This is a genomic window from Paenibacillus sp. FSL E2-0151 (assembly GCF_037993015.1).
Taxonomy (GTDB): Bacteria; Bacillota; Bacilli; order Paenibacillales; family Paenibacillaceae; genus Paenibacillus; species Paenibacillus amylolyticus.
The window spans coordinates 5,554,437-5,576,327 of record NZ_CP150308.1 but is presented as its reverse complement, the minus strand read 5'-3'; the positions used below and the strand labels follow the sequence as shown (position 1 = coordinate 5,576,327).

The 21,891-nt window shown below is 45.5% G+C and carries 15 protein-coding genes and 2 tRNA genes; 14 read left to right on the top strand and 3 right to left on the bottom strand.

Translation table 11 applies throughout. From position 1 onward, the window contains the following. Nucleotides 1–22: 22 nt before the first annotated feature. The gene (locus MHI55_RS24805) at nucleotides 23–379 is read left to right on the top strand and encodes a hypothetical protein (RefSeq protein ID WP_036605881.1); all 357 of its coding nucleotides are present in this window, start codon (nucleotides 23–25) and stop codon (nucleotides 377–379) included. 178 nt (nucleotides 380–557) lie between these two features. On the opposite strand, the gene MHI55_RS24800 is transcribed toward MHI55_RS24805, so the two are convergent. After that, entirely contained in the window at nucleotides 558–851 is a 294-nt protein-coding gene (locus tag MHI55_RS24800) for a DUF4870 domain-containing protein (RefSeq protein ID WP_017692583.1), read from the bottom strand. A gap of 480 nt (nucleotides 852–1,331) precedes the next feature. Between MHI55_RS24800 and MHI55_RS24795 the strand changes: the two genes are divergently transcribed. The 3 genes from MHI55_RS24795 to MHI55_RS24785 all read left to right on the top strand — a co-directional run bounded on the left by MHI55_RS24795 (nucleotide 1,332) and on the right by MHI55_RS24785 (nucleotide 6,818). Further along, nucleotides 1,332–1,405: transfer RNA gene (locus MHI55_RS24795), tRNA-Arg, on the top strand. A 287-nt stretch (nucleotides 1,406–1,692) separates the two neighbouring features. Beyond that, entirely contained in the window at nucleotides 1,693–2,463 is a 771-nt protein-coding gene (locus MHI55_RS24790) for a class I SAM-dependent methyltransferase (protein ID WP_076253315.1), read from the top strand. A gap of 395 nt (nucleotides 2,464–2,858) precedes the next feature. Next, nucleotides 2,859–6,818: a S8 family serine peptidase gene (locus tag MHI55_RS24785; protein WP_340387363.1), complete on the top strand. Its 3,960-nt coding sequence runs from the start codon at nucleotides 2,859–2,861 to the stop codon at nucleotides 6,816–6,818. 127 nt (nucleotides 6,819–6,945) lie between these two features. Here the strand turns inward: MHI55_RS24785 and MHI55_RS24780 are convergent, their stop codons facing one another. Further along, complete coding sequence (locus tag MHI55_RS24780; protein WP_036605884.1) at nucleotides 6,946–8,175, bottom strand: MFS transporter; 1,230 nt, start codon at nucleotides 8,173–8,175, stop codon at nucleotides 6,946–6,948. Nucleotides 8,176–8,806: 631 nt separating this feature from the next. After that, nucleotides 8,807–8,880, bottom strand: a tRNA-Arg gene (locus tag MHI55_RS24775). A gap of 327 nt (nucleotides 8,881–9,207) precedes the next feature. Between MHI55_RS24775 and MHI55_RS24770 the strand changes: the two genes are divergently transcribed. From MHI55_RS24770 to speD, 10 genes are all read left to right on the top strand, one after another. Continuing rightward, nucleotides 9,208–10,050, top strand: a complete 843-nt coding sequence (locus MHI55_RS24770; RefSeq protein ID WP_036605959.1) for a hypothetical protein — start codon at nucleotides 9,208–9,210, stop codon at nucleotides 10,048–10,050. 138 nt (nucleotides 10,051–10,188) lie between these two features. Next, complete coding sequence (tig, locus tag MHI55_RS24765; protein WP_076253317.1) at nucleotides 10,189–11,529, top strand: trigger factor; 1,341 nt, start codon at nucleotides 10,189–10,191, stop codon at nucleotides 11,527–11,529. Between the two features lie 379 nt (nucleotides 11,530–11,908). Next, nucleotides 11,909–12,499 (top strand): ATP-dependent Clp endopeptidase proteolytic subunit ClpP, encoded by a 591-nt coding sequence (gene clpP / locus MHI55_RS24760; RefSeq protein WP_036605886.1) that lies wholly within the window; start codon nucleotides 11,909–11,911, stop codon nucleotides 12,497–12,499. A 12-nt stretch (nucleotides 12,500–12,511) separates the two neighbouring features. Continuing rightward, complete coding sequence (gene clpX / locus MHI55_RS24755; RefSeq protein ID WP_036605887.1) at nucleotides 12,512–13,765, top strand: ATP-dependent protease ATP-binding subunit ClpX; 1,254 nt, start codon at nucleotides 12,512–12,514, stop codon at nucleotides 13,763–13,765. 120 nt (nucleotides 13,766–13,885) lie between these two features. Then, entirely contained in the window at nucleotides 13,886–14,983 is a 1,098-nt protein-coding gene (ispG, locus tag MHI55_RS24750) for a flavodoxin-dependent (E)-4-hydroxy-3-methylbut-2-enyl-diphosphate synthase (protein ID WP_017692591.1), read from the top strand. Between the two features lie 167 nt (nucleotides 14,984–15,150). Next, nucleotides 15,151–16,905: an ATP-dependent protease LonB gene (gene lonB, locus MHI55_RS24745; protein ID WP_036605888.1), complete on the top strand. Its 1,755-nt coding sequence runs from the start codon at nucleotides 15,151–15,153 to the stop codon at nucleotides 16,903–16,905. A gap of 86 nt (nucleotides 16,906–16,991) precedes the next feature. Further along, nucleotides 16,992–19,331 carry an endopeptidase La gene (gene lon / locus MHI55_RS24740; RefSeq protein WP_036605889.1) on the top strand — a complete coding sequence of 780 codons (2,340 nt, stop codon included), beginning with the start codon at nucleotides 16,992–16,994 and terminating at the stop codon, nucleotides 19,329–19,331. A gap of 156 nt (nucleotides 19,332–19,487) precedes the next feature. Next, nucleotides 19,488–20,144: a ribosome biogenesis GTP-binding protein YihA/YsxC gene (gene yihA / locus MHI55_RS24735; protein ID WP_036605890.1), complete on the top strand. Its 657-nt coding sequence runs from the start codon at nucleotides 19,488–19,490 to the stop codon at nucleotides 20,142–20,144. Nucleotides 20,145–20,411: 267 nt separating this feature from the next. Next, on the top strand, nucleotides 20,412–20,999 hold the full coding sequence (locus MHI55_RS24730; RefSeq protein ID WP_036605891.1) for a hypothetical protein: 588 nt from the start codon (nucleotides 20,412–20,414) through the stop codon (nucleotides 20,997–20,999). 325 nt (nucleotides 21,000–21,324) lie between these two features. Then, nucleotides 21,325–21,726 (top strand): adenosylmethionine decarboxylase, encoded by a 402-nt coding sequence (gene speD, locus MHI55_RS24725; RefSeq protein ID WP_047841191.1) that lies wholly within the window; start codon nucleotides 21,325–21,327, stop codon nucleotides 21,724–21,726. The last annotated feature ends 165 nt before the right edge of the window (nucleotides 21,727–21,891 follow it).

Here is a 21,891-nt window from a genome sequence, read left to right as displayed (position 1 = left end):
AGGAAAAGGAGCGCGATGACGAATGTATGCCATTCAAGATGCCAAAATACGCAGATTAACCGAGGTGGATGGATTGTCTTGTGCAGAGGTTGAAGTGCAGCCTGGAAATGCCGGAGATCCGTCGTTACTTGTATACGTGGCTTCAACACAGCCCGGAAATTCGCTGGAAGTTGTTCGAATTGTACGCAATCACTCCGATTCGGCGATCGACTGGTATAACAATAATATGCATACTGCGTTTGAAGAGGCGACAGATACCGCATTTGAGAACAGCGAAGGTATGACAGTAGAAGAAGATAAAGCTCGGTTTCAAAGTGAGTTGTTTTCCTTTGGTTTGCTTGGTCCAACACTTCAGCGTTATCTGATCGGGCAGGCTTAACAGGTAACGCTCCAGCAACACATGTGGCGGATAGTGGGATAGAGTTCGATGTTGAGCTACATGTAGATGTGACCTGTTGCTGTTGCTGGTTGCTCTGACTGTATCTGTAACTGGAAAAACCCGCCGTTGTTGAACGGCGGGTTTTGTTATGCGATGGTCAGATCAGGTGGAGATGTGATCAAGCATACTCGCGCAGCACTTGAATCCCTTTAACCACATTGTACACAAAGCTTAATCCGTAAATCACAAAGAATAGAATGACAAACCCAACGGCGGAACCCAGACTATGCGCAGTCACGAAGAAATAAAATAACGGAATGGCAGCGAGAAAGGGGAATACATGTGAGAATAAGGCGCGTTTTGCATGTCCCTCAATGTAATCATCCTTGGCAACAATCCATATAATGATCGGAAACAGGAACGGGGCAAAGAAAATACTGAAATAGGATAGGGCTGATAAAAGCTGTCTCATGACGATTCTCTCCTTCAATGGATCATTGAAATGTATGTATGCAAAAGATTACCCAGCAATTCTGACATTGAAAATGTCTGATGTTAATCTTACTCTAAATGTCCCAATCTCCTCAATATAACCTGGTTCAAGCTATCATATTCTCAAAGGGGCTGGAGTATGAGAATAACACCGAAAAGTACATTTATCGCCTTTGATTACGAATGATGCCTAGTGGCATCATCAACATCGAATATGGAATTCAGCCGAAATAAGAGGATGCTTACGAAGGTTGTTTCCTTTGGAAACAATGTAGTTGCTCACGTAGTTTGCCTACGCTCCGCTACTCCATTTCTAGCTTTATTCCATCTTCTCGGTACTGAAAACCGGAGTTTTTGAACCCGCATTTAAGTATAATTATTAATTTTTTTATAAAACTATTGAAAAATATAGAAATCAGAGTATAATAAGAACCGCGCCGAAAATTTATTATACATATTTGTCTCAGTAGCTCAGCTGGATAGAGCAACGCCCTTCTAAGGCGTCGGTCGGGGGTTCGAATCCCTCCTGGGACGTATTAAAAGAAAACTTCCTTCGGGAAGTTTTTTTTGCGTTCAGGGGAAGAGAACCCCAATGGTTCGTCGGAGCATTCGCTTCGTTAGCGCTACTTCGCAGTCTCGACTGGAAGGAGAGCATCCCTCCTGGGACGTATTAAAAAGAAACTTCCTTCGGGAAGTTTTTTGCGTTCAGAGGAAGTGTTCTATTGGTTATACCTATAAATAATATAGAATTTATATATTTAAAGAATAAACAATTCTATGCCACAATGAGGACATCAATAACGAAAGCGACGGTGGTATCTATGAAATCATTAAATCAATGGCAAGCAGATGAGTATGACAACAAACTGGCTTTTGTGTCCGGATACGGCAAAAACTTGATTTCGTGGCTTCAACCCCAAAAAGGGGAATACATCCTTGATCTGGGTTGCGGGACGGGGGATTTGACGCATGAAATTTCTCTGGCCGGAGCTGAAGTTATTGGCATGGATGCATCGACGGACATGATTCGCCGTGCGAGGGAGAAATTCCCTGAACTTGAGTTCGTGGAAGGAGACGGTCATCAGTTTGAGACGAATAGACTATATGATGCCATCTTCTCCAATGCAGCCCTGCACTGGATGCGAAGCCCGCGATTAGTGGTGGATAGTATATGGAAATCTTTGAAGCCTGGAGGACGTTTTGTCGCAGAATTTGGTGGTAAAGGGAACGTGCAGACCATTGTGAATGCATTAGAGCAGGTTATGGAGCGAAACACGGGCATTCGTGCATCGGAACGCAATCCTTGGTACTTTCCTTCGATCGGAGAATATAGCCATATTTTAGAGCAAAGTGGATTTATGGTGCGTCATGTCTATCACTACGACCGTCCTACCAGACTGGCAGATGGTGAGCAGGGTATAGTAGGCTGGTTGGCTCATTTTGGAGGCGACTATTTTGCAGGTCTCAGTCATGAAGAGATACAACAAATATGCCATGAAACCAGTCAGATCGTGATGTCTCACCTTTGGAAAGATGATGCGATGTATGCCGATTACAAGCGCCTGCGTATTGAAGCCGTGAAGCCAGAATAAAGTGAAATTTCGCGATAATTAGCAATTTTATCGATGTTAGACGAACTATCACGATCCTTTGTATACTAATCACGCTTCCCCTATATACCAGGAATCTCTTTCGGATAAAGAGGCTCTTGGTCTTTTTTTGATGCATTATTTCAAAAATGAAATATTCAAACGACAAATAATTACAAATGGATATTTTTATCATACTCAAGACCCATATAAGTAATTTCTATATCATATTTGTAAGTATTTAGAAGGAAAATGTGGTATTTTGATAGAATAATTTACCAAGGGTCAATCTTCTTGCAGATAGGCGGTGAAATTGGAGTGCGTATTGCAGTACGCACAAACACAGCAGGAACCCATCATTTGGTGACGTATTCACATTTAAAAGGAGGGGCAAAGCCTTGAGTAAACGATTGATATCCACGTTATTAAGTGTTCTGATGGTCTTTTCCATTATTCTCCCCGCGGCTGGAGCCGCTCCCGCAGATTCAGTTATTCAGCTTGACAACTTACCCAGTACAGCCGAAGCCAAACAATGGAGAGAGATTCTTGCAGGACGGGAAGCAAAACTTGCCGCAGATCCATTTTTGGATAAAAGCTTGGAAGGTCTGGGTGGCGAGAACACCCGAGTGATCGTTGAGCTTTCCAATAAACCTGTTGCAGTAGCGCAAGGTGAATCAACCCTCTCCGGAAAATCTTTTACCTCCTCTATGGAAACAAAGGCTGTGACTCAAGTTGAGCAACAACAACAGTCATTTGTACATAGCCTCACTCAGAAGAAAATCAAACATGAAGTATTGGAAGAATATGCATATGCCCTGAATGGTGTAGCGATTGAGCTTAAAGGAAACCAGGTGGGACAATTGCTTCAAATACCTGGCGTGGTCAGCGTATATCCAGACCTTGAAGTTACAATAGCGCCCGAGACAGATGAAGTGAACCCGTACATGAAAGACACAGCGCCTTTTATTGGTGCACCTGAAGTATGGGATCTGGGTTACAAAGGAAATGGCATTAAAGTCGGCGTCATTGATACAGGGATTGACTATGAACATCCTAATTTGCAAGAAGCCTACAAAGGTGGATGGGATTTTGTTGGAAACGACAATGATCCGTATGAAACAACATATCAAGAATGGAAAGGATCGGGCGAGCCTGAGCTTAACGAGCTTGGAAGCCCCTATTACACATCTCACGGTACACACGTAGCGGGTACCGTTGCTGCTCGCGAAGCGGGGGACTACGGTATTGTTGGTGTTGCTCCTGAAGCAGATATCTATGCTTACCGTGTACTTGGACCGTATGGTAGTGGTCAAACCTCATGGGTACTCGGCGGAATTGATCGTTCTGTTCAAGATGGCATGGACGTAATTAATCTCTCGTTAGGTAACGCCGCCAACGACCCGAGTTATATCACTTCGGTTGCCCTGAACAATGCGATGTTGTCTGGTGTGACAGCGGTTGTAGCAAGTGGTAACAGTGGACCTAACCGTTATACACTCGGTTCTCCGGGTGCGTCTGCAATGGCCATTACGGTAGGTAACTCTACAGGACCTAGCCAGCTGATTACAGCCGATACTCACTTCTGGATTGGTGAGGAAGGCGAAGAGGCACAACCTGAACAACAACCGGTGCCAGAGGTTGAACAATCTCCTGAACTGGGGACGGCACCTGGAACAGAAGCACCAGAAGTTTCAGAGCAAGTTGTACCCGCAATTGCTGATGAGGAAAGTGCAGCAGCTGTGGAGGACACAGTTTCTAACAAAGCTGAAGATCTGAATGTAGAAGAAGCTACAACGGAAGAAAATACTCCATCTGCATCACCTTCTGCACCCGTTGAAGCTTCTCCTGAAGCTGCTCCTGTGGAAGAAGAGTCTGTAATTGCTCCGACTGAAGCTCCACTGGCTATTACAGAGTCGGTTTACCGTCTGGATCTGATGGGATGGAGCCTGTCGGCAGACCCTGAAACTGTTTTGACAGGGAAATATGAGCTGGAATTTGCAGCACTGGGTAAGCCAACTGATTTTGAAGGTAAAGATTTTACAGGTAAAGTGGCATTAATACAGCGTGGTGAAATCGCATTTGTAGAGAAAATCGCCAATGCTAAAGCGGCCGGAGCCGTGGCTGTTATTGTATATAACAACATTCCTGGCCCAATTGGTGTAAGTCTGGGCGATAACTTTGAACTCATTCCAACACTGAGCATGTCCAAGGAAGATGGAGATGTGATCAAGGCTGAGCTGGACGCAGGCCAAGCCGTTGAAGTGAGCTTTAGTGATTTTGAACGTTCCCAAACTCCGGGCGATGAAATGAGTTCATCCAGTTCACGTGGACCTGCAAAGGTAACACTGGACATCAAACCGGATATTGTTGCACCAGGTACAAGCATTTTGTCTACGATTCCTGCCTACGGCAAGGATGAGCCAGACGCAGATTACGCACAAGCTTATGATCGTAAATCAGGTACAAGTATGGCTACACCTCATGTAGCTGGTTTGATTGCGTTGCTGATCGAGAAGCATCCCGAATGGACTCCATTTGATATCAAAGTTGCACTGATGAACAATAGTAAGGTGCTGGATACAACCAAGTTTGATGTATTTGATCAAGGCGCTGGCCGTATTCAGGCTGTAAATACCATTGATCCTGCTGCTTTTGTCAAAGTGCTTGATGTAACTCAATACACAGAAAGTGGCTCTGTTGTTGAAAAGGAGAATATCACCGGAAGTATCAACTACGGTAATTTCCTGAGCACAGATGAAAAGACGATTACCAAAACAATTAAAGTTGAAGCGCTGAATGGGAGTGGCGGGGATTACACCGTAAATGTGAATCCAACTCGTAATGTCGCTGGTGTATCCGTTGCCGTGGACAAGAGTTCCTTCACATTGAATGGTGAGGAAGAACTTGCAGTAACAATCACCGTTCCACGAGGGGTTACTGCAACTACAGAAGCACAAGGATACATTGAGTTCTCAAACGGAACCAATACTTTTACTGTGCCATATGTTGCTCATTTCAACGTTACGTTGAGTGGAGTTAAGTATATCGAAACCGTAAAAGGCACTGAGAAAAATCCATTCCACTATCCATTGAAGGCTGATGGTACGTTGGATACGCTGAATGTTGCGATGGAATTCTATAATCCGATGACATTTGCCCTGATTGAGATCTATGATGGTCTTAATCCGGAAGGTGGATATTATCAAGATGGTTATATCGGCTCCATCTTTGGTAACTATTTCAACTTCAATGCCAATGCAAGATACAACCTTGCTTGGGACGGCTCATATGCAGATTACACAACCGATGAAGTGACTGAGATTCCGGATGGTTTATATACCGTAGACATCACTACTATTGGTACGGACGGCAAAACCTATAAGGAAGACACTTCGCCATTTTTGGTGAAAAAGACAGCTCCGGCTGTAACTGCACCAGAAGCGTTGGAGTTCAAAGAGGATGAGTCTGCTGTCCTTAACGGTAGCGTGGAAGACTTGTACTTCCGTGTAGCTCCTGCGCTTGCCAGCGGATGGGACATCACGTTTGATCCGGCCGCTTCTCTGGAAGCAACGTATGTTGTGAAAAAAGAGGATGGATCGGTTTATAAAGAAGGAGTCTTTGAAGTACAAGCTGATGGTACCTTCAACCTTCCTTTGGAGGGAATTGAAGCAGGCGAGTATGCTGTTGAACTTACAGTAAAAGACCAACAGGGGCTTTCGGGTACAGCCAATACGGCACTGAAATTGGAAGCAGTGGAGACCGAACCTGAAACTCCGGCAACCAAGGCCCCAGGTACGCCTGTATTGTCTCACAATAACTGGGTAGGCAACGGCTTACCAGAGGGCGCGTATATCGTTACAATGAACCTGTGGTGGGGCGAGAACGCAACTAGCTACAAGTTATATGAGGACGGGGTTTTGGTAGATACGCAGAAGTTGACTTACAACGCGCCTTGGGCGCAGTTTGCTCAGACGAAGATCACGGGCAAAGCCAATGGCACGTATACGTACGTGGCTGAGCTGACCAACGACAAGGGAACAACGCGTAGTCAGACGTTGACTGTTCGGGTTACCAACGCAACGCCAGGCAAAGCGGTTATTTCTCACGATAACTGGGATGGCGACGGCCATTATAAGGTGACCATGAACCTATGGTGGGGGACCAACGCTACAGAGTATCGTCTCTATGAAAATGATAAGTTGATCGATACGCAAGAACTCCGTTCGGCTACACCTTATGCACAAAGTGCTGTGACTACACTGTCCGGGAAAACATCGGGCACGTATACGTATCGGGCAGAGTTAATTAACGCAGGCGGTGTTACCAGCACAGACACGATTAAGGTAAAAGTGAAGTAAGTTCATTCCTCATTGAAATTGATTAAAATGGATTCAATTAATGAAGGAATTGTTCTATGCATAAACGGCCTCCATCCTGATTTGCAGGATGGAGGCCGTTTTGTTTTTTTATAAATGAATTGTATGACTAACCGATCATTCTATTTTTGCTGGCCTGAATCCCTGCGATTAACAAAGCGATGGCCAGAATGACCTGTATTAGCAACGGCAGGGTCCATCCTTTTGTCCAGTCATGAAGCATACCGAACAGTAAAGGTCCAACTGCCGCTAGCATATATCCGAAGGACTGGGCCATACCGGACAGGCTGGCAGCTTGTCTGGCATCTTTTGTGCGAAGGACGAAGAACATTGTTACCATGCCAAATGAAGCTCCAGCACCTATTCCTGCCAACGTGACACCAATGGTAACGAGCGAAGCGATGCCACTTAACAATAAAGCATACCCGACAATTAAAGAAGAGCACGTTATCGCGGTTAGAACACGCTGATCTCGCGTTCGGCCGGCGAGGATTGGAACGATAAAGGTAGCTGGTACACTAACCATCTGCATCAGGGAGAGCATCCACCCTGCTGAGGTGGGGCTGAATCCTTGCTCAGCAAGAATTTCGGGAAGCCAGGTAATCGTTGTATAGAATATTAGAGATTGCAGACCCATAAATAAAGTAATGAACCAGGCCAGGGAAGAGGTCCGTAGACGTACAGGTGTCCCTTCACTCTGTGTGGCTATGAATAACATTCGCTGACGTCCTGCGGCGATCTGGGGGAGCCACAAGAGAAGCGCCAATATGGACAACAAGGCCCACATGCCTAACGAAGCACGCCAACCCATAGATGTGGCTCCTGCTACGGGCACACTCACACCTGAGGCGATGGCGCCAAATATGTTCATGGATACAGAGTATAATCCGGTGACGATACCTACCCGTAATGGAAAATCACGTTTGATCAAACTTGGCAAAAGCACGTTGCTTAATGCAATGCCGCACCCCAAAATTGCGGTTCCTGCATATAAGGAGAGAACGGAAGGCAACAAGCGTAAGGCCACCCCAATGGTTACGATCATAACAGCCAATAGCAGAGCAGATTCGAGTCCTAAACGTTTGGCAAGACGTGGTGCAAAAGGAGAGACTGCTGCAAAGGCGAGCAAAGGAAGTGAGGTCAGAAGCCCGACCATCGTATGGCCGATACCTGTATCTGAGCGGATCATCTCCACTACAGGTCCGGTTGCTGTAATCGGTGACCTCATGGTAGCGGCGATGACGATAATGCCTGCTAATAACAGGCCGAATCTTTTGGATGTCGAAGAATGTTCTTCCTCGGTATGGATCGATGAGTGTTGCTGTATTGAAGATGACATTGATAAAATCTCCTGTTTTCTAAGAAGTTAATATGTATGGATTGTTACATAATCCACTCCGTAAGCATAACATTCTATGTCAATATTGAGCAATGAAATGAAAAAACACCTAATGGACAATGGGTGCCTTGACTAGCCTGTGAACTCTAACGAATCCACGAGGTCTTATAATGGGTAAAATCGCTATTTTCAGATTCTAACGAACCTCAGCGACGTTAATCAGGCTATGAAGCGCAAATAAGTGAGTTAATACCCCGGAATGGTGAAATAAGCTCTCTAAGATTCGTTAGAATTCCACAATGCTGAATTGGGAGCAAATAAAGTGTCCTATGTTCGTTAGAACGTCGGTACTTTCAACGCGTTGCTTATAGAGTGAGCAAACGCGGACGCTCCAATGCAGCGACATAGAGCATGTAACGAAGCGAATGCTCCGACGAACTGTTGGGGTTCTCATCCCTAGAACGCAAAAAAAGCTTCCCGAAGGAAGCTTCTTTTTATACGTCCCAGGAGGGATACTCTCCTTGCAGTCGAGACTGCGAAGTGGTGCTAACGAAGCGAATGCTCCGACGAACCATTGGGTTTCTCATCCCTAGACGCAAAAAAAGCTTCCCGAAGGAAGCTTCTTTTAATACGTCCCAGGAGGGATTCGAACCCCCGACCGACGCCTTAGAAGGGCGTTGCTCTATCCAGCTGAGCTACTGAGACATGAATTTTTTCAAGCAAAATTGATTTTATCATATGCATACAGGAATATCAAGCGTTTTATTTTGAATTATTTTTCGTATATGATATTTAGCGGCAGTAACGTTTTTTTCATTATATTTAAGGTTATGTTAGAATATCAGGAGAACTCAGAAAATAGATCAACAATCGTTTTAATATATACATCTATTTATGTTGATTCCGACTGGAGATTCAGGATATAGAGGAGGTGCTCCCATTAAGGAATCCACGACCCCGGAAACCGAGCATAACAACAATATTGTGCTGTTTCCTAAGACGCTGGACTATTACCAGATTCAATTGACAGTTATGCTTGAAAATGAACGGTATGGTGAAGCGATGAAATTGCTTCACTTTTTGCTGCAATGTCAGGGACAGGAAGAGCGCCATTATGATGAATGGCGGGCTCTGCTCGAATGGCTTCAGGCTGCGTTTCCTCAATATGAAGAAACCTCGCCTGCCGTTCTTGAAGAACGAGAAGAGGAAGAAGAGATTAGTGAGGAAGACATGGCACGGCAACATGCCCGAATGAAGCTTGAACAGGATGATGGTTATGCAGATAAGATGCTTCGCACAGTAATGGAGGAGCCGCTGTCTGAACAGACGATGCTGGCTTTGGAGCAGCTGGCCTATCTTGATCTACCGAAGATTGACGAGGCACTTACGAGTTGGTTAAAAGATAAGTCGCTTCACCCTCTGCTTCAATTTCGGGTGTTGCAAACCTTGCGCCGACGAGGTGTTCAAGGTATGATCCTGTTTACGAGAGGCGAAGAGCAGGTTGAAGTCGAGATCGACACCGTGCCTCTTAGACCAGAGGAATTCCCGCTCCAAATCGTTCAGATTCTGGAACGAGTGGCAGATCAGACGGAGGTTCATGAACCTACGCTCTTTTATTTTGCCCAGGAACTGTGGATACAATATGTCATGGCGGTGTATGGAACCCGTGATTATGTATCGATGCTGGAAGAAAATGATTCCATGACAGATATATGGGCAGCAGCTCTACATATGACCGTTGCAGACAGTCTGGGTGGTTCGCATGATGAGGAAAATACCCGCTCAATGTATGCTGTGACAGGCGCGATGCGCTTTCGACTGGAGCAGGCTTATCGTTCCATGAAACAGTTTGTATCTGCCGGTTTGGATGGTTAATCGAGGCCGGAAACGTTTTCCTTAAACTGTATCAAGGGATTCCCCTTGAAAAAGAATCTAATCTTGTTTATACTAAAATGGTTATTTTGTACGTGATTGCCTACGTGAACATGTGAATTTTGGAGGGGAAAGTATACAATGAAAGCAACTTGGGAAAAGATAGAGAAGAACCTTGGGGTTCTTGAGGTTGAAGTGGATGCAGATCGTGTAACTGCAGCACTCGACAAAGCTTTTAATAAAGTGGTTAAACAAGCAAACGTACCTGGATTCCGTAAAGGTAAAGTACCACGTTCCATTTTCGAAGCACGTTTTGGTGTAGAGAGCCTTTATCAAGAAGCAATCGATATTTTGCTTCCTGAAGCTTATACAGAAGCAATCGACCAAACGGATATCTTCCCGGTTGATCGTCCTGACGTAGATGTTGAACAATTTGCTAAAGGACAAACATTCAAGTTCAAAGCAAAAGTAACTGTGAAACCAGAAGTTACTCTTGGTGAGTACAAAGGAATCGAAGTTGCTGTAGCAAAAGGCGAAGTAACTGACGCAGAAGTGACTGAAGAACTTGAGCGTCTTCAACAACGTCACGCTGAACTCGTTGTAATTGACGAAGGTTCCGCTGCTAACGGCGACGTTGCAGTAATCGACTTCGACGGTTCCGTTGATGGTGTACCTTTCGAAGGTGGACAAGCTGAGCGTTATTCCCTGGAACTGGGTTCCAACACATTCATTCCTGGATTTGAAGAACAAGTTGTGGGTCTGTCCACAGGTGACTTCAAAGACGTAGAAGTGACTTTCCCGGAGAGCTACCATGCAGCAGAACTTGCTGGCAAACAAGCGATATTCAAAGTGAAAATTCACGAAATCAAACGCAAACAACTTCCTGCATTGGATGATGAGTTTGCTAAAGATGTTAGCGAATTCGACACACTTGAAGAGTACAAAGCTGATCTGAAAACACAATTGGAATCCCGTAAAGCTGACGAAGCCAAAGCTGCTCAAGAAAATGCAGTTGTAGAAAAAGTGGCTGAGAACGCTGAAGTGGACATTCCTTCTGCAATGGTAGAGAGCGAAGTACAAAACATGATGCGTGATTTCGACAACCGTCTGCGTAACCAAGGTATGAACCTTGAAATGTTCCTGAGCTTCTCTGGCCAGACTCAAGCTGACCTGAGAGGGCAAATGCAAGAAGATGCTTCCAAACGTGTTCGCAACAACCTGGTGCTTGAAGCTGTAGGTAAAGCGGAAAACATTGAAGTATCTGATGAAGAAGTGAATCAAGAACTCGAGAAAATGGCTGAATCTTACAAGCGTCCTGCTGATGAGATCCGTGGCATCCTCGAAGGTAATGGTTCCTTGGACAGCCTTCGCGATGAAGTTAAACTGCGTAAAACGATTGACGTTCTCCTTGAGAACAGCACAGTTGTTGAACCGGTTGAAGCTCCAGCTGAAGAAGTTGTTGCAGAAGCTGACGAAAAATAAGACAAGCTGTTATCAACTTGTCAGTTGAATAAACGATAAGGCACGTGAATTATTGCGTGCCTTATTTTTAAATTATGACATCCATTTTATAGAAAATGAAGTAATTATATGGATGAACACTAATTTTATTGATCCGCGTACACTTTTTACATACCTATGTACTTCATGCAAATAAAAAACGGCAAGACGGCATAGGATGGCTTCAATTTGCACATACATAGAAAACATGGTTAAATATGATCAGGCTAAAAAAGTAAACAAATTGATGTCTCACCCCTCTTGTGAAAAATGACATTGTCACAGGAAAGTGTTAGAATGAATTTGGGTTTGCTTTACAGGTGGCCTATGTCTAATTACATGTAGAAAAGAGGTTGGTCTCATGAGTCTGGTGCCAATGGTTATAGAACAAACCAATCGAGGCGAGCGGTCTTACGATATATATTCACGTTTGCTGAAAGATCGCATCATCTTTCTAACCAGTGCGATTGATGACGATGTAGCCAATCTTGTCATAGCACAGCTTTTGTTTTTGGCAGCCGACGATCCTGAGAAGGATATCAGCTTGTACATTAACTCACCTGGTGGTTCTGTCACCGCAGGGATGGGTATATACGATACGATGCAATTTATCAAGCCGGATGTATCTACCATTTGCGTAGGGATGGCAGCAAGCATGGGCTCGTTATTGCTGACAGCCGGTGCACCTGGCAAGAGATATGCGCTGACAAATAGCGAAGTAATGATTCATCAGCCGCTTGGCGGCATTCAAGGACAGGCTGCGGATATTAAGATACACGCAGAATGGATTATTAAAACACGTCAGAAACTGAATCAAATATACGTCGATCGTACGGGTCAGCCTCTTGAGAAAATTGAGCGGGATACCGACCGTGACTTCTTCATGAGCGCTGAAGAAGCTAAGACGTACGGCATTATTGACCAGGTGCTCAGTAGACCGATCAATTCCTAAAGGGGTGGTTTCATGTTTAAATTTAACGATGAGAAAGGGCAGTTGAAATGCTCTTTTTGCGGTAAATCTCAGGAGCAGGTACGCAAGTTGGTCGCTGGACCAGGCGTGTACATCTGTGATGAATGTATCGAACTTTGCACCGAAATCGTTGAGGAAGAACTTGGTCATGATGAAGAAGTAGACCTGAAAGATATTCCGAAACCAAAAGAAATTCGTAATATTCTGGATCAATATGTTATTGGACAGGAACAAGCGAAAAAATCATTGTCTGTTGCGGTGTATAATCACTACAAACGGATCAACACGCAAAGCAAGATCGAAGACGTTGAATTGTCAAAGAGTAACATTTTGCTGTTAGGACCAACAGGTTCTGGTAAAACGTTGCTTGCGCAAACGATGGCAAAAATTTTGAATGTTCCTTTTGCTATTGCGGATGCTACGTCATTAACAGAAGCGGGTTATGTAGGTGAGGATGTAGAGAACATCCTGCTCAAACTTATTCAAGCTGCTGATTATGATGTGGAAAAAGCAGAGCGTGGCATTATTTATATCGATGAGATTGATAAAGTAGCGCGTAAATCCGAAAACCCATCCATTACTCGTGATGTATCGGGCGAAGGTGTGCAACAGGCTCTCTTGAAAATTCTTGAAGGAACTGTGGCTTCTGTACCACCACAAGGTGGCCGTAAACACCCTCATCAAGAATTCATTCAGATCGATACAACAAACATCCTGTTCATTTGCGGCGGTGCCTTTGATGGTCTGGAGCAAATGATCAAACGCCGGATCGGTAAAAAAGTCATTGGCTTTAATACCGTTTCTGAGCAAAAAGATCTGAAACCAGGTGAATACCTGGGTATGGTATTGCCGGAAGATTTGCTGAAATTTGGTCTGATTCCGGAATTTGTAGGCCGTCTGCCAGTCATCTCCACTTTGGAGCCGTTGGATGAAGATACGCTGGTACGGATTCTTTCCGAACCAAAAAACGCGCTTACCAAACAGTACCAAAAACTGCTTGAACTGGATAATGTGAATCTGGTCTTTGAACCAGCTGCATTGCTTGCGATTGCAAAAGAAGCAATTAAACGTAACACAGGTGCACGTGGATTGCGTGCCATCATTGAAGGTATCATGCTGGAAATCATGTATGAAGTGCCTTCACGTGAAGATGTTACGAACTGTGTCATTACCGAGGAAGTTGTTGAGAAAAGAGTCGTGCCTGAACTAAGCCAATCGAAGGACGATAAGCAGGAAGAGAGCGCCTGATATAGGCCTCAATCCCGTTGAACTCTGAAATATAGACTTGTCAGTTCTCCACTTTGGCAGAAGGCGAATTCATGTCTCTGTCAGGGTGGAGCTTTGACGTTGTGGGGAGAGAAATCACTCATGTATTTAAGACAGGATACACGTCCCGTGAAAGTGGGAAACGTAACGATCGGTGGCAGTAACGAAGTCATTATCCAAAGTATGTGTACAACCAAAACAGCAGACGTTGAAGCAACGGTTGCAGAGATTCTGCGGCTGGAAGAAGCGGGTTGTCAAGTGGTACGTGTAACGGTGAATAATGAGGAAGCTGCCGCAGCCATCAAGGAAATCAAAAAACGCATTAATATACCGCTCGTAGCGGACATTCATTTCAACTATAAGCTGGCTTTACTTGCGATTGAGAACGGCATTGATAAAGTTCGGATTAATCCAGGTAACATCGGTAAACGTGCTAAAGTGGAAGAAGTGGTTAAGGCTTGTAAAGACCGCGGTATTCCGATTCGGATTGGAGTAAATGCGGGGTCTTTGGAAAACCATCTCCTTGAGAAGTATGGGTATCCTACGGCAGATGCTATGGTAGAAAGTGCATTGTATCACATTGGTATTTTGGAAGAGCTTGATTTCCATGATATCATCGTGTCTCTCAAAGCATCGGATGTGCCGATGGCAATTGAGGCGTATACCAAAGCAGCTCAAATCATTCCGTATCCGTTGCATCTCGGGATTACCGAAGCGGGTACATTGTTCTCCGGTACGATCAAAAGCTCCGCAGGTATGGGAGCCTTATTGTCCATGGGTATTGGTTCTACGATGCGGATCTCACTGAGTGCGGACCCGGTAGAAGAAATCAAGGTCGCTCGTGATCTGCTCAAAACATTTGGACTGATTACAAATGCAGCTACATTGATCTCCTGCCCAACGTGTGGACGTTTGGATATCGACCTGTTCTCCATTGCCAACGAAGTGGAAGAGTATATCTCCAAACTGAAGGTGCCGATTAAAGTATCGGTGTTGGGTTGTGCGGTTAATGGTCCAGGTGAGGCCAAAGAAGCGGATATCGGCATAGCCGGTGCTCGTGGAGAAGGTCTTTTGTTCCGTCATGGTAAGATGATTCGTAAAGTGCCTGAAGAAATCATGGTTGAGGAATTAAAAAAAGAGATCGACAAAATCGTCGAAGCCTACGAAGAGACAGGTGTTATTCCTGGTCGTTCGCACTGATTGATTCATATCTTGTTACAACAAAAGCTCGCCAGCGATGGCGGGCTTTTTATTTTCTCGCATACAAATTCCGTATCGCCCGTTTACGTCGCGTTGAAAAGGCTATACTACCAAGTATTAGCATGATCTCATATGAGAATAGCGACAAAATAGGAGGATGTGAAGACATGGAATTTGGTATGGTCATCATGTTGATTCAGTTATTTTTTGGAGTGGTGATTGGTTTGTATTTCTGGAACCTGCTGCGTGGCCAGAAAACAAACCGCAGTGCCGTTGAGCGTGAATCTCGCAAGGAACTGGAGAAGCTGCGCAAGCTGCGTTCGATCTCACTCACCAAGCCGCTGTCGGAGAAGACGCGTCCAGCTACCATTAACGATATTGTTGGGCAAAAAGACGGGCTGCGTGCCCTTAAAGCTGCTTTGTGCAGTGCGAATCCGCAACATGTTATCATTTATGGCCCACCCGGAGTCGGGAAGACAGCTGCCGCAAGGGTCGTTTTGGAAGAAGCTAAGAAGAATCCAACATCGCCTTTCAAGCCAGACGCCAAATTCACGGAGCTGGATGCAACAACAGCCCGTTTTGATGAACGTGGTATTGCGGACCCCTTAATTGGTTCGGTTCATGATCCGATATATCAGGGAGCAGGAGCCATGGGTGTTGCAGGTATTCCCCAACCTAAACCGGGCGCTGTCACGAAAGCGCATGGGGGAATGCTTTTTATTGATGAGATTGGTGAATTACATTCGATTCAGATGAATAAGCTGTTGAAAGTGTTGGAGGATCGCAAGGTGTTTTTGGAGAGTGCGTACTATAACTCGGAAGACACGCATACTCCTGCTTATATCCACGATATTTTTCAAAATGGCCTGCCGGCCGATTTCCGCCTTGTTGGAGCAACGACACGTTCGCCTCATGAACTGCCACCAGCTCTGCGTTCCCGCTGCATGGAAGTTTATTTCCGTCCTCTGTTGCCTGAGGAGATTGGGCGAATTGCAGAGGATGCTGTTCAGAAAATAGGGTTCAGTCCATGTCCGGATGCCGTTGATGTGGTCAAGCGATATGCAACCAATGGACGTGAAGCGGTCAATATCATCCAGCTGGCTGCTGGACTTGCGCTGACAGAGAAGCGTGAGACGCTTCAGGCGTCTGATGTGGAGTGGGTGGCGGGTAGCAGCCAGATTCAGCCACGACCTGATCGGAAGGTCCCTACACAGCCGCAGGTGGGTTTTGTTAACGGCTTGGCGGTATACGGACCGAATATGGGAACCATTTTGGAGATCGAAGTGTCTGCTGTTCCGGCTCTTAAAGATCAAGGCCGAATCAACATTACAGGAGTTGTGGATGAAGAAGAGATTGGAGGCGGTTCGCGTACACTCCGGCGAAAAAGTATGGCCAAAGGCTCGGTTGAAAATGTGTTAACCGTATTAAAAGCCATGGGTATTCGTCCGAATGATTACGATTTACACGTGAATTTCCCAGGTGGGACACCTATTGATGGTCCATCCGCCGGGATCGCCATGGCGACTGCCATTACATCAGCCATTCAGAGGCGTCCTGTGGATCATGAGACAGCGATGACTGGCGAGATCAGTATTCATGGTCGGGTTAAGCCTATCGGTGGCGTGCTGGCCAAGGTGGAGGCTGCCTTTCAGGCTGGAGCGAAGACCGTTATTATTCCCGCGGAGAACTGGCAGTCCATTTTTGAGAATCTGGATGGCTTGCGCGTTATCCCGGTAGATACGGTACAGGATGTATTCCGTGAAGTGTTCGCCTGGGTTCCGGAATCACAACAGATGGAACAAACGAAGCTTGCAGAGGAGACAGTTGCACCTGCACCGGAGATTTTTCCACCGGCATCCGCTTCCTATTTGCGTGCGGACGTGCCTCGTCCAGGACAGGTTACAGATTCGGGAAGCTGCTAAGCGCTTCCCTTCATTGGTTTTTTATGTGAACATTTGATAGAATAATGAATGACTACAACCTGAGAGCCATTGGAGGTGCGAAAGCGATGGGACCGAGCAAAGCGAAAGGTCGTCGTTTTCCTTTACTGCCTTTAAGAGGACTTCTCGTCTACCCGAGTATGGTACTGCATCTCGATGTGGGCCGGGAGAAATCGGTCAAGGCTTTAGAAAAAGCGATGGTAGAAGAACATCTGATTCTCCTATGTTCCCAAGCCGAAGTAAATATTGAAGAACCAACACAAGAGGACATTTTCAGAATCGGAACCGTGGCCAAGGTCAGACAGATGCTGAAGCTTCCAAACGGTACGATTCGTGTACTCGTTGAAGGCTTGGAACGGGCTGAAATTATTGAATATACGGACAACGAGGAATATTATGAAGTACTGGCTAAAGAGCTGCCTGAAGAGGAGAATACCCATCCGGAGACGGATGCCTTGATGCGTACCGTTCTGAACCAGTTCGAGAATTATATTAATCTGTCCAAAAAAGTGACACCAGAGACACTCGCAGCGGTGTCTGACATCGAAGAACCAGGGCGTCTGGCTGATGTCATCACGAGTCACCTGTCCTTGAAGATCAAGGATAAACAGGAAATTCTGGAGACCATCGACGTTCGGGAACGTCTGGAGAAATTGCTGGATATCCTGAACAATGAGCGCGAAGTGCTGGAGCTTGAACGCAAGATTAGCCAACGTGTGAAGAAACAGATGGAGAAAACGCAGAAGGAATATTATTTGCGGGAGCAGATGAAAGCGATCCAGAAAGAACTGGGTGAAAAAGAAGGCCGTGCGGGTGAGGTCGAGGAACTTCGCACTCAGATGGAAGAACTCGGCTTGCCGGACAAGGTGAAAGAAAAGGTCGAGAAAGAAATTGATCGACTGGAGAAAATGCCTGCAAGTTCAGCCGAGGGCGGAGTCATTCGCAACTACGTGGATTGGCTGCTTGGCCTTCCTTGGAGTCAGATGACAGCGGATGATCTGGATATCCAAAAAGCGGAAGATGTGCTCAATGCAGATCATTACGGACTGGAAAAACCCAAAGAGCGTGTGCTTGAATATCTGGCTGTCCAGAAGCTCGTCAAGAAGCTCAAAGGGCCAATTCTCTGTCTGGTTGGACCTCCAGGGGTCGGTAAAACATCACTTGCTCGTTCGATCGCGAGATCGCTGGGTCGGGAATTTGTAAGAATATCTCTTGGCGGCGTGCGGGATGAAGCCGAGATTCGTGGTCACCGGCGCACCTATGTAGGGGCTATGCCTGGGCGTATCATCCAGGGGATGAAAACGGCAGGGTCACTTAATCCGGTATTCCTGCTGGACGAGATTGATAAGATGGCTTCAGACTTCCGCGGAGATCCTTCCGCAGCGTTACTTGAGGTACTTGATCCGGAACAAAATAATACGTTTAGTGATCATTTTGTAGAATTGCCGTTTGACTTATCCAACGTTATGTTTATAACAACTGCCAACACGGTACACAATATTCCGCGTCCATTGCTGGATCGGATGGAAATGCTCAACATCCCTGGTTATACGGAGCTGGAGAAGCAACAAATTGCGAAAAACTATTTGTTGCCCAAACAGAAGCAGGACCATGGTTTGGAAGAAGAGCAATTGGAAATCCCGGATGACGCGTTGTTGCGTGTAATTCGTGAATATACACGGGAGTCAGGTGTGCGTAATCTGGAACAGCAGATGGCTTCGTTGTGCCGGAAAGCTGCCAAGAACATCGTATCGGGTGTGGAAGGTCAGATTAACATCTCATCCGATGAGATCAAAGACTACCTTGGACCTGGCAAGTTCCGTTATGGTATGGCCGAACTGGAAGATCAGATTGGTACCGTAACGGGTCTGGCGTGGACTGAAGTGGGTGGAGATACCCTTATCATTGAAGTGACTGTTGTGCCTGGAACAGGTAAATTGACTCTCACAGGTAAACTGGGGGATGTCATGAAGGAATCGGCACAAGCCGCATTCAGTTACACCCGTTCCAAAGCTACACAGCTTGGAATTTCGCCTGACTTCCATGAGAAGAACGATATCCATATCCACGTTCCGGAAGGAGCGATTCCGAAGGATGGTCCATCTGCCGGGATTACGATGGCAACAGCGTTAATCTCAGCCTTGACGAACAAACATGTGTCCAAGGATATCGCGATGACTGGTGAAATAACACTGCGTGGACGTGTGCTGCCGATTGGTGGTCTGAAAGAGAAATCACTGGCAGCCCATCGTGCCGGCTATAAAAAAATATTATTGCCTAAGGATAACGAACGGGACCTGCGTGACATTCCAGACAGCATCAAGGAAGATGTGGAGTTTGTCCCTGTAGCCCATATGGATCAGGTATTGCAGCATGCACTTGTTGAGCAGACAGGAATTCACCTGTAATCCACGTATCCGAAAGGTTCGTATGAAGATTAGACCGTTCTGCGGAGGCTTCGGCGTCCGCTGGAACGGTTTTTTTGGTATGATAGAACAATCCATGGCATAATACCTTCAACAGGTGATGCATAGCACAGGCGTTCAAGAGAGGAAAGATACAATATGAAAGTAAATCAATCTGAATTTATTATCAGTGCCGTTCGGCCTGAACAATACCCCGAGGACGGTCTGCCAGAGATTGCTTTGGCGGGACGCTCCAATGTGGGGAAATCTTCCCTGATCAACCGATTGATCAATCGTAAAAACTTGGCTCGGACGAGCTCAACACCGGGTAAGACACAGCAACTCAACTATTATAAAATTAATCAGGATCTCTACTTCGTCGATTTCCCGGGATATGGCTACGCTAAAGTTTCCAAAGAGCAACGCTTTGCCTGGGGTAAAATGATGGAGAAATACTTGTTGGGACGCGAGGAATTGAAACTGGTCATGCAGATGGTTGATATGAGACATGAACCGTCCAAAGAGGACAAGATGATGAACGAATGGCTTCGTCATAATGGACTGCCTTTGGTTGTCGTAGCAACCAAGATGGACAAGATTCCAAAAACACGTAGAGCCAAATATATCAAAGTCATTAAGGAATCACTGGGTCTTCGTTCAGGAGATTTGTTTGTGCCGTTTTCATCCGAAGAGGGATTGGGGAAAGAAGAGTTATGGGACATCATTACCCGCCATGCCCGCATAGATAAGTATGCACCAGTGCTGGATGCAGAGGGTGCTTCTGATGAGGAAGAAACCAACGGAATTAACGGATAACCGAGATAGTATACCGTTTTAGTGCAGGAAAGCGAGCATGCTAAATGAATCTTTGATGAGATCCAGATTAATCCGGTTTTTTAAGGGATTTCGTGAGAATTCATTATCTGGGTCTGGAGAAAAATAACGTTAGGGTAGTGTATAATGAGCATAGGTGCATATTGCCAACAGTACCAAAATTACCGGCCATGCCGGCCTGAAGAATTTTGAGATGACTGCTACATGTGCAGGAAGACAAAACAATCGGGAAAGAATTGAGGGATTTGTATGGCTCAGCGGTTAGCCACAGAGTACGTTAAGGCCACTATGAAATTGTCAGAACCCCAGATGCATCAGTTTTTGCGCATGACAGAAGACGGCAGGCTTCATCACCGGGTTAAGGTGTTGGACAATGGTTGTCAGGAGGTTGTGCTGGGGGATGTAAGTGGAGAAGAAGTGCATTTCCCTTTTGACCGCATAGAAGGGTTTTATATCTGTGAATTATCTTGCCGCCTGGTGAATCTGCATCTGACCAACGTTGTCCGGAAGCTCTTTGTGACTTTTAAGGGTGACGGGGTCGTTCATCGGATCTATAAAGGGTTCACCATGACGTATGTTTATGCTCAAGGCACTGTCCGCAAAATTGTGGAGAAGACCGGGGAGAACACCCGAGTGATCTATGAATACAAAAACACGTTGCTTGAATTGCAACATCTGTTCCAGGCCAGAGATGTAGAACGCGAAATCAACCGTGTGTATGCCGAGATTGATTCACTGCTGGATACTAGAAAAGATGCGACTGCTGATCAGCTCCATCAGATTGATGAGACCCTTGCTCGTCATCAAAAACGGTTGTTTGAGCTTGAAGCTTATTAACTTAAAATTGTATGTTTATAAACGTAATGAATTCCCTTGTATCTTCCGGGCAGTGGCACTCGCCAATGTGGAGGTTTCAGGGGAATTTTTTGATGTGAGATCGAATATTCCGAATTGGAAATATTTATTTTACAATCTTCTGGAAAAGGGTTGATTTCACTCTGATTCAATGTTATTTTTAATCTCGTTGAAAACAATATAGGAACCAGGATTCACTCAGGACATTATATGTTGCGAGAGATTTTTCCCTCGGGAAGTGAATGACGTAGGTCCTAGCGGATGAAATTTTTCAAACATTTTATTCCTAGGAAGGGGGAACCGAAGGATGGAATATTCAACTTTCGGAAGACACGTTGCTGTTGATACTTGGGGTGTCGACTTTAATCTACTGAACAATGCAGAGTATCTGGAAGCCCAAATGGTTGAAGCAGCGGAGGCATGTGGCGCGACAGTGATGTCCGTACAGTCCAAGCAGTTTGATCCACAGGGAGCGACCGTACTTGTACTATTGTCTGAGAGCCATCTCTCCATTCATACGTATCCTGAGAGAGGTTTTGCAGCGATTGATTGTTACACTTGTGGGGAGACTGTAGATCCACAGCTTGCTATTGACTACCTGGTATCCGTATTAAAGCCTGAAAAAACGTATGCAAAGAAGTTGGTACGTGGTTTGGGCGAATTGCAAGTTGAAACACCAGACATGAACAACCAGATTGAACGGGTTTAAATAAAAAGTATATTGCATACACAATGTTCACATATCGGGATGGACACATAACCTCCCAAACTCTAATAGTCATGGAATAATTCCATGGCTATTTGTTTTAATATGCGTATCGTTATGAATATTCATAATCGACACTTTTTAACGCATAACGGTGAACTTTGGTGA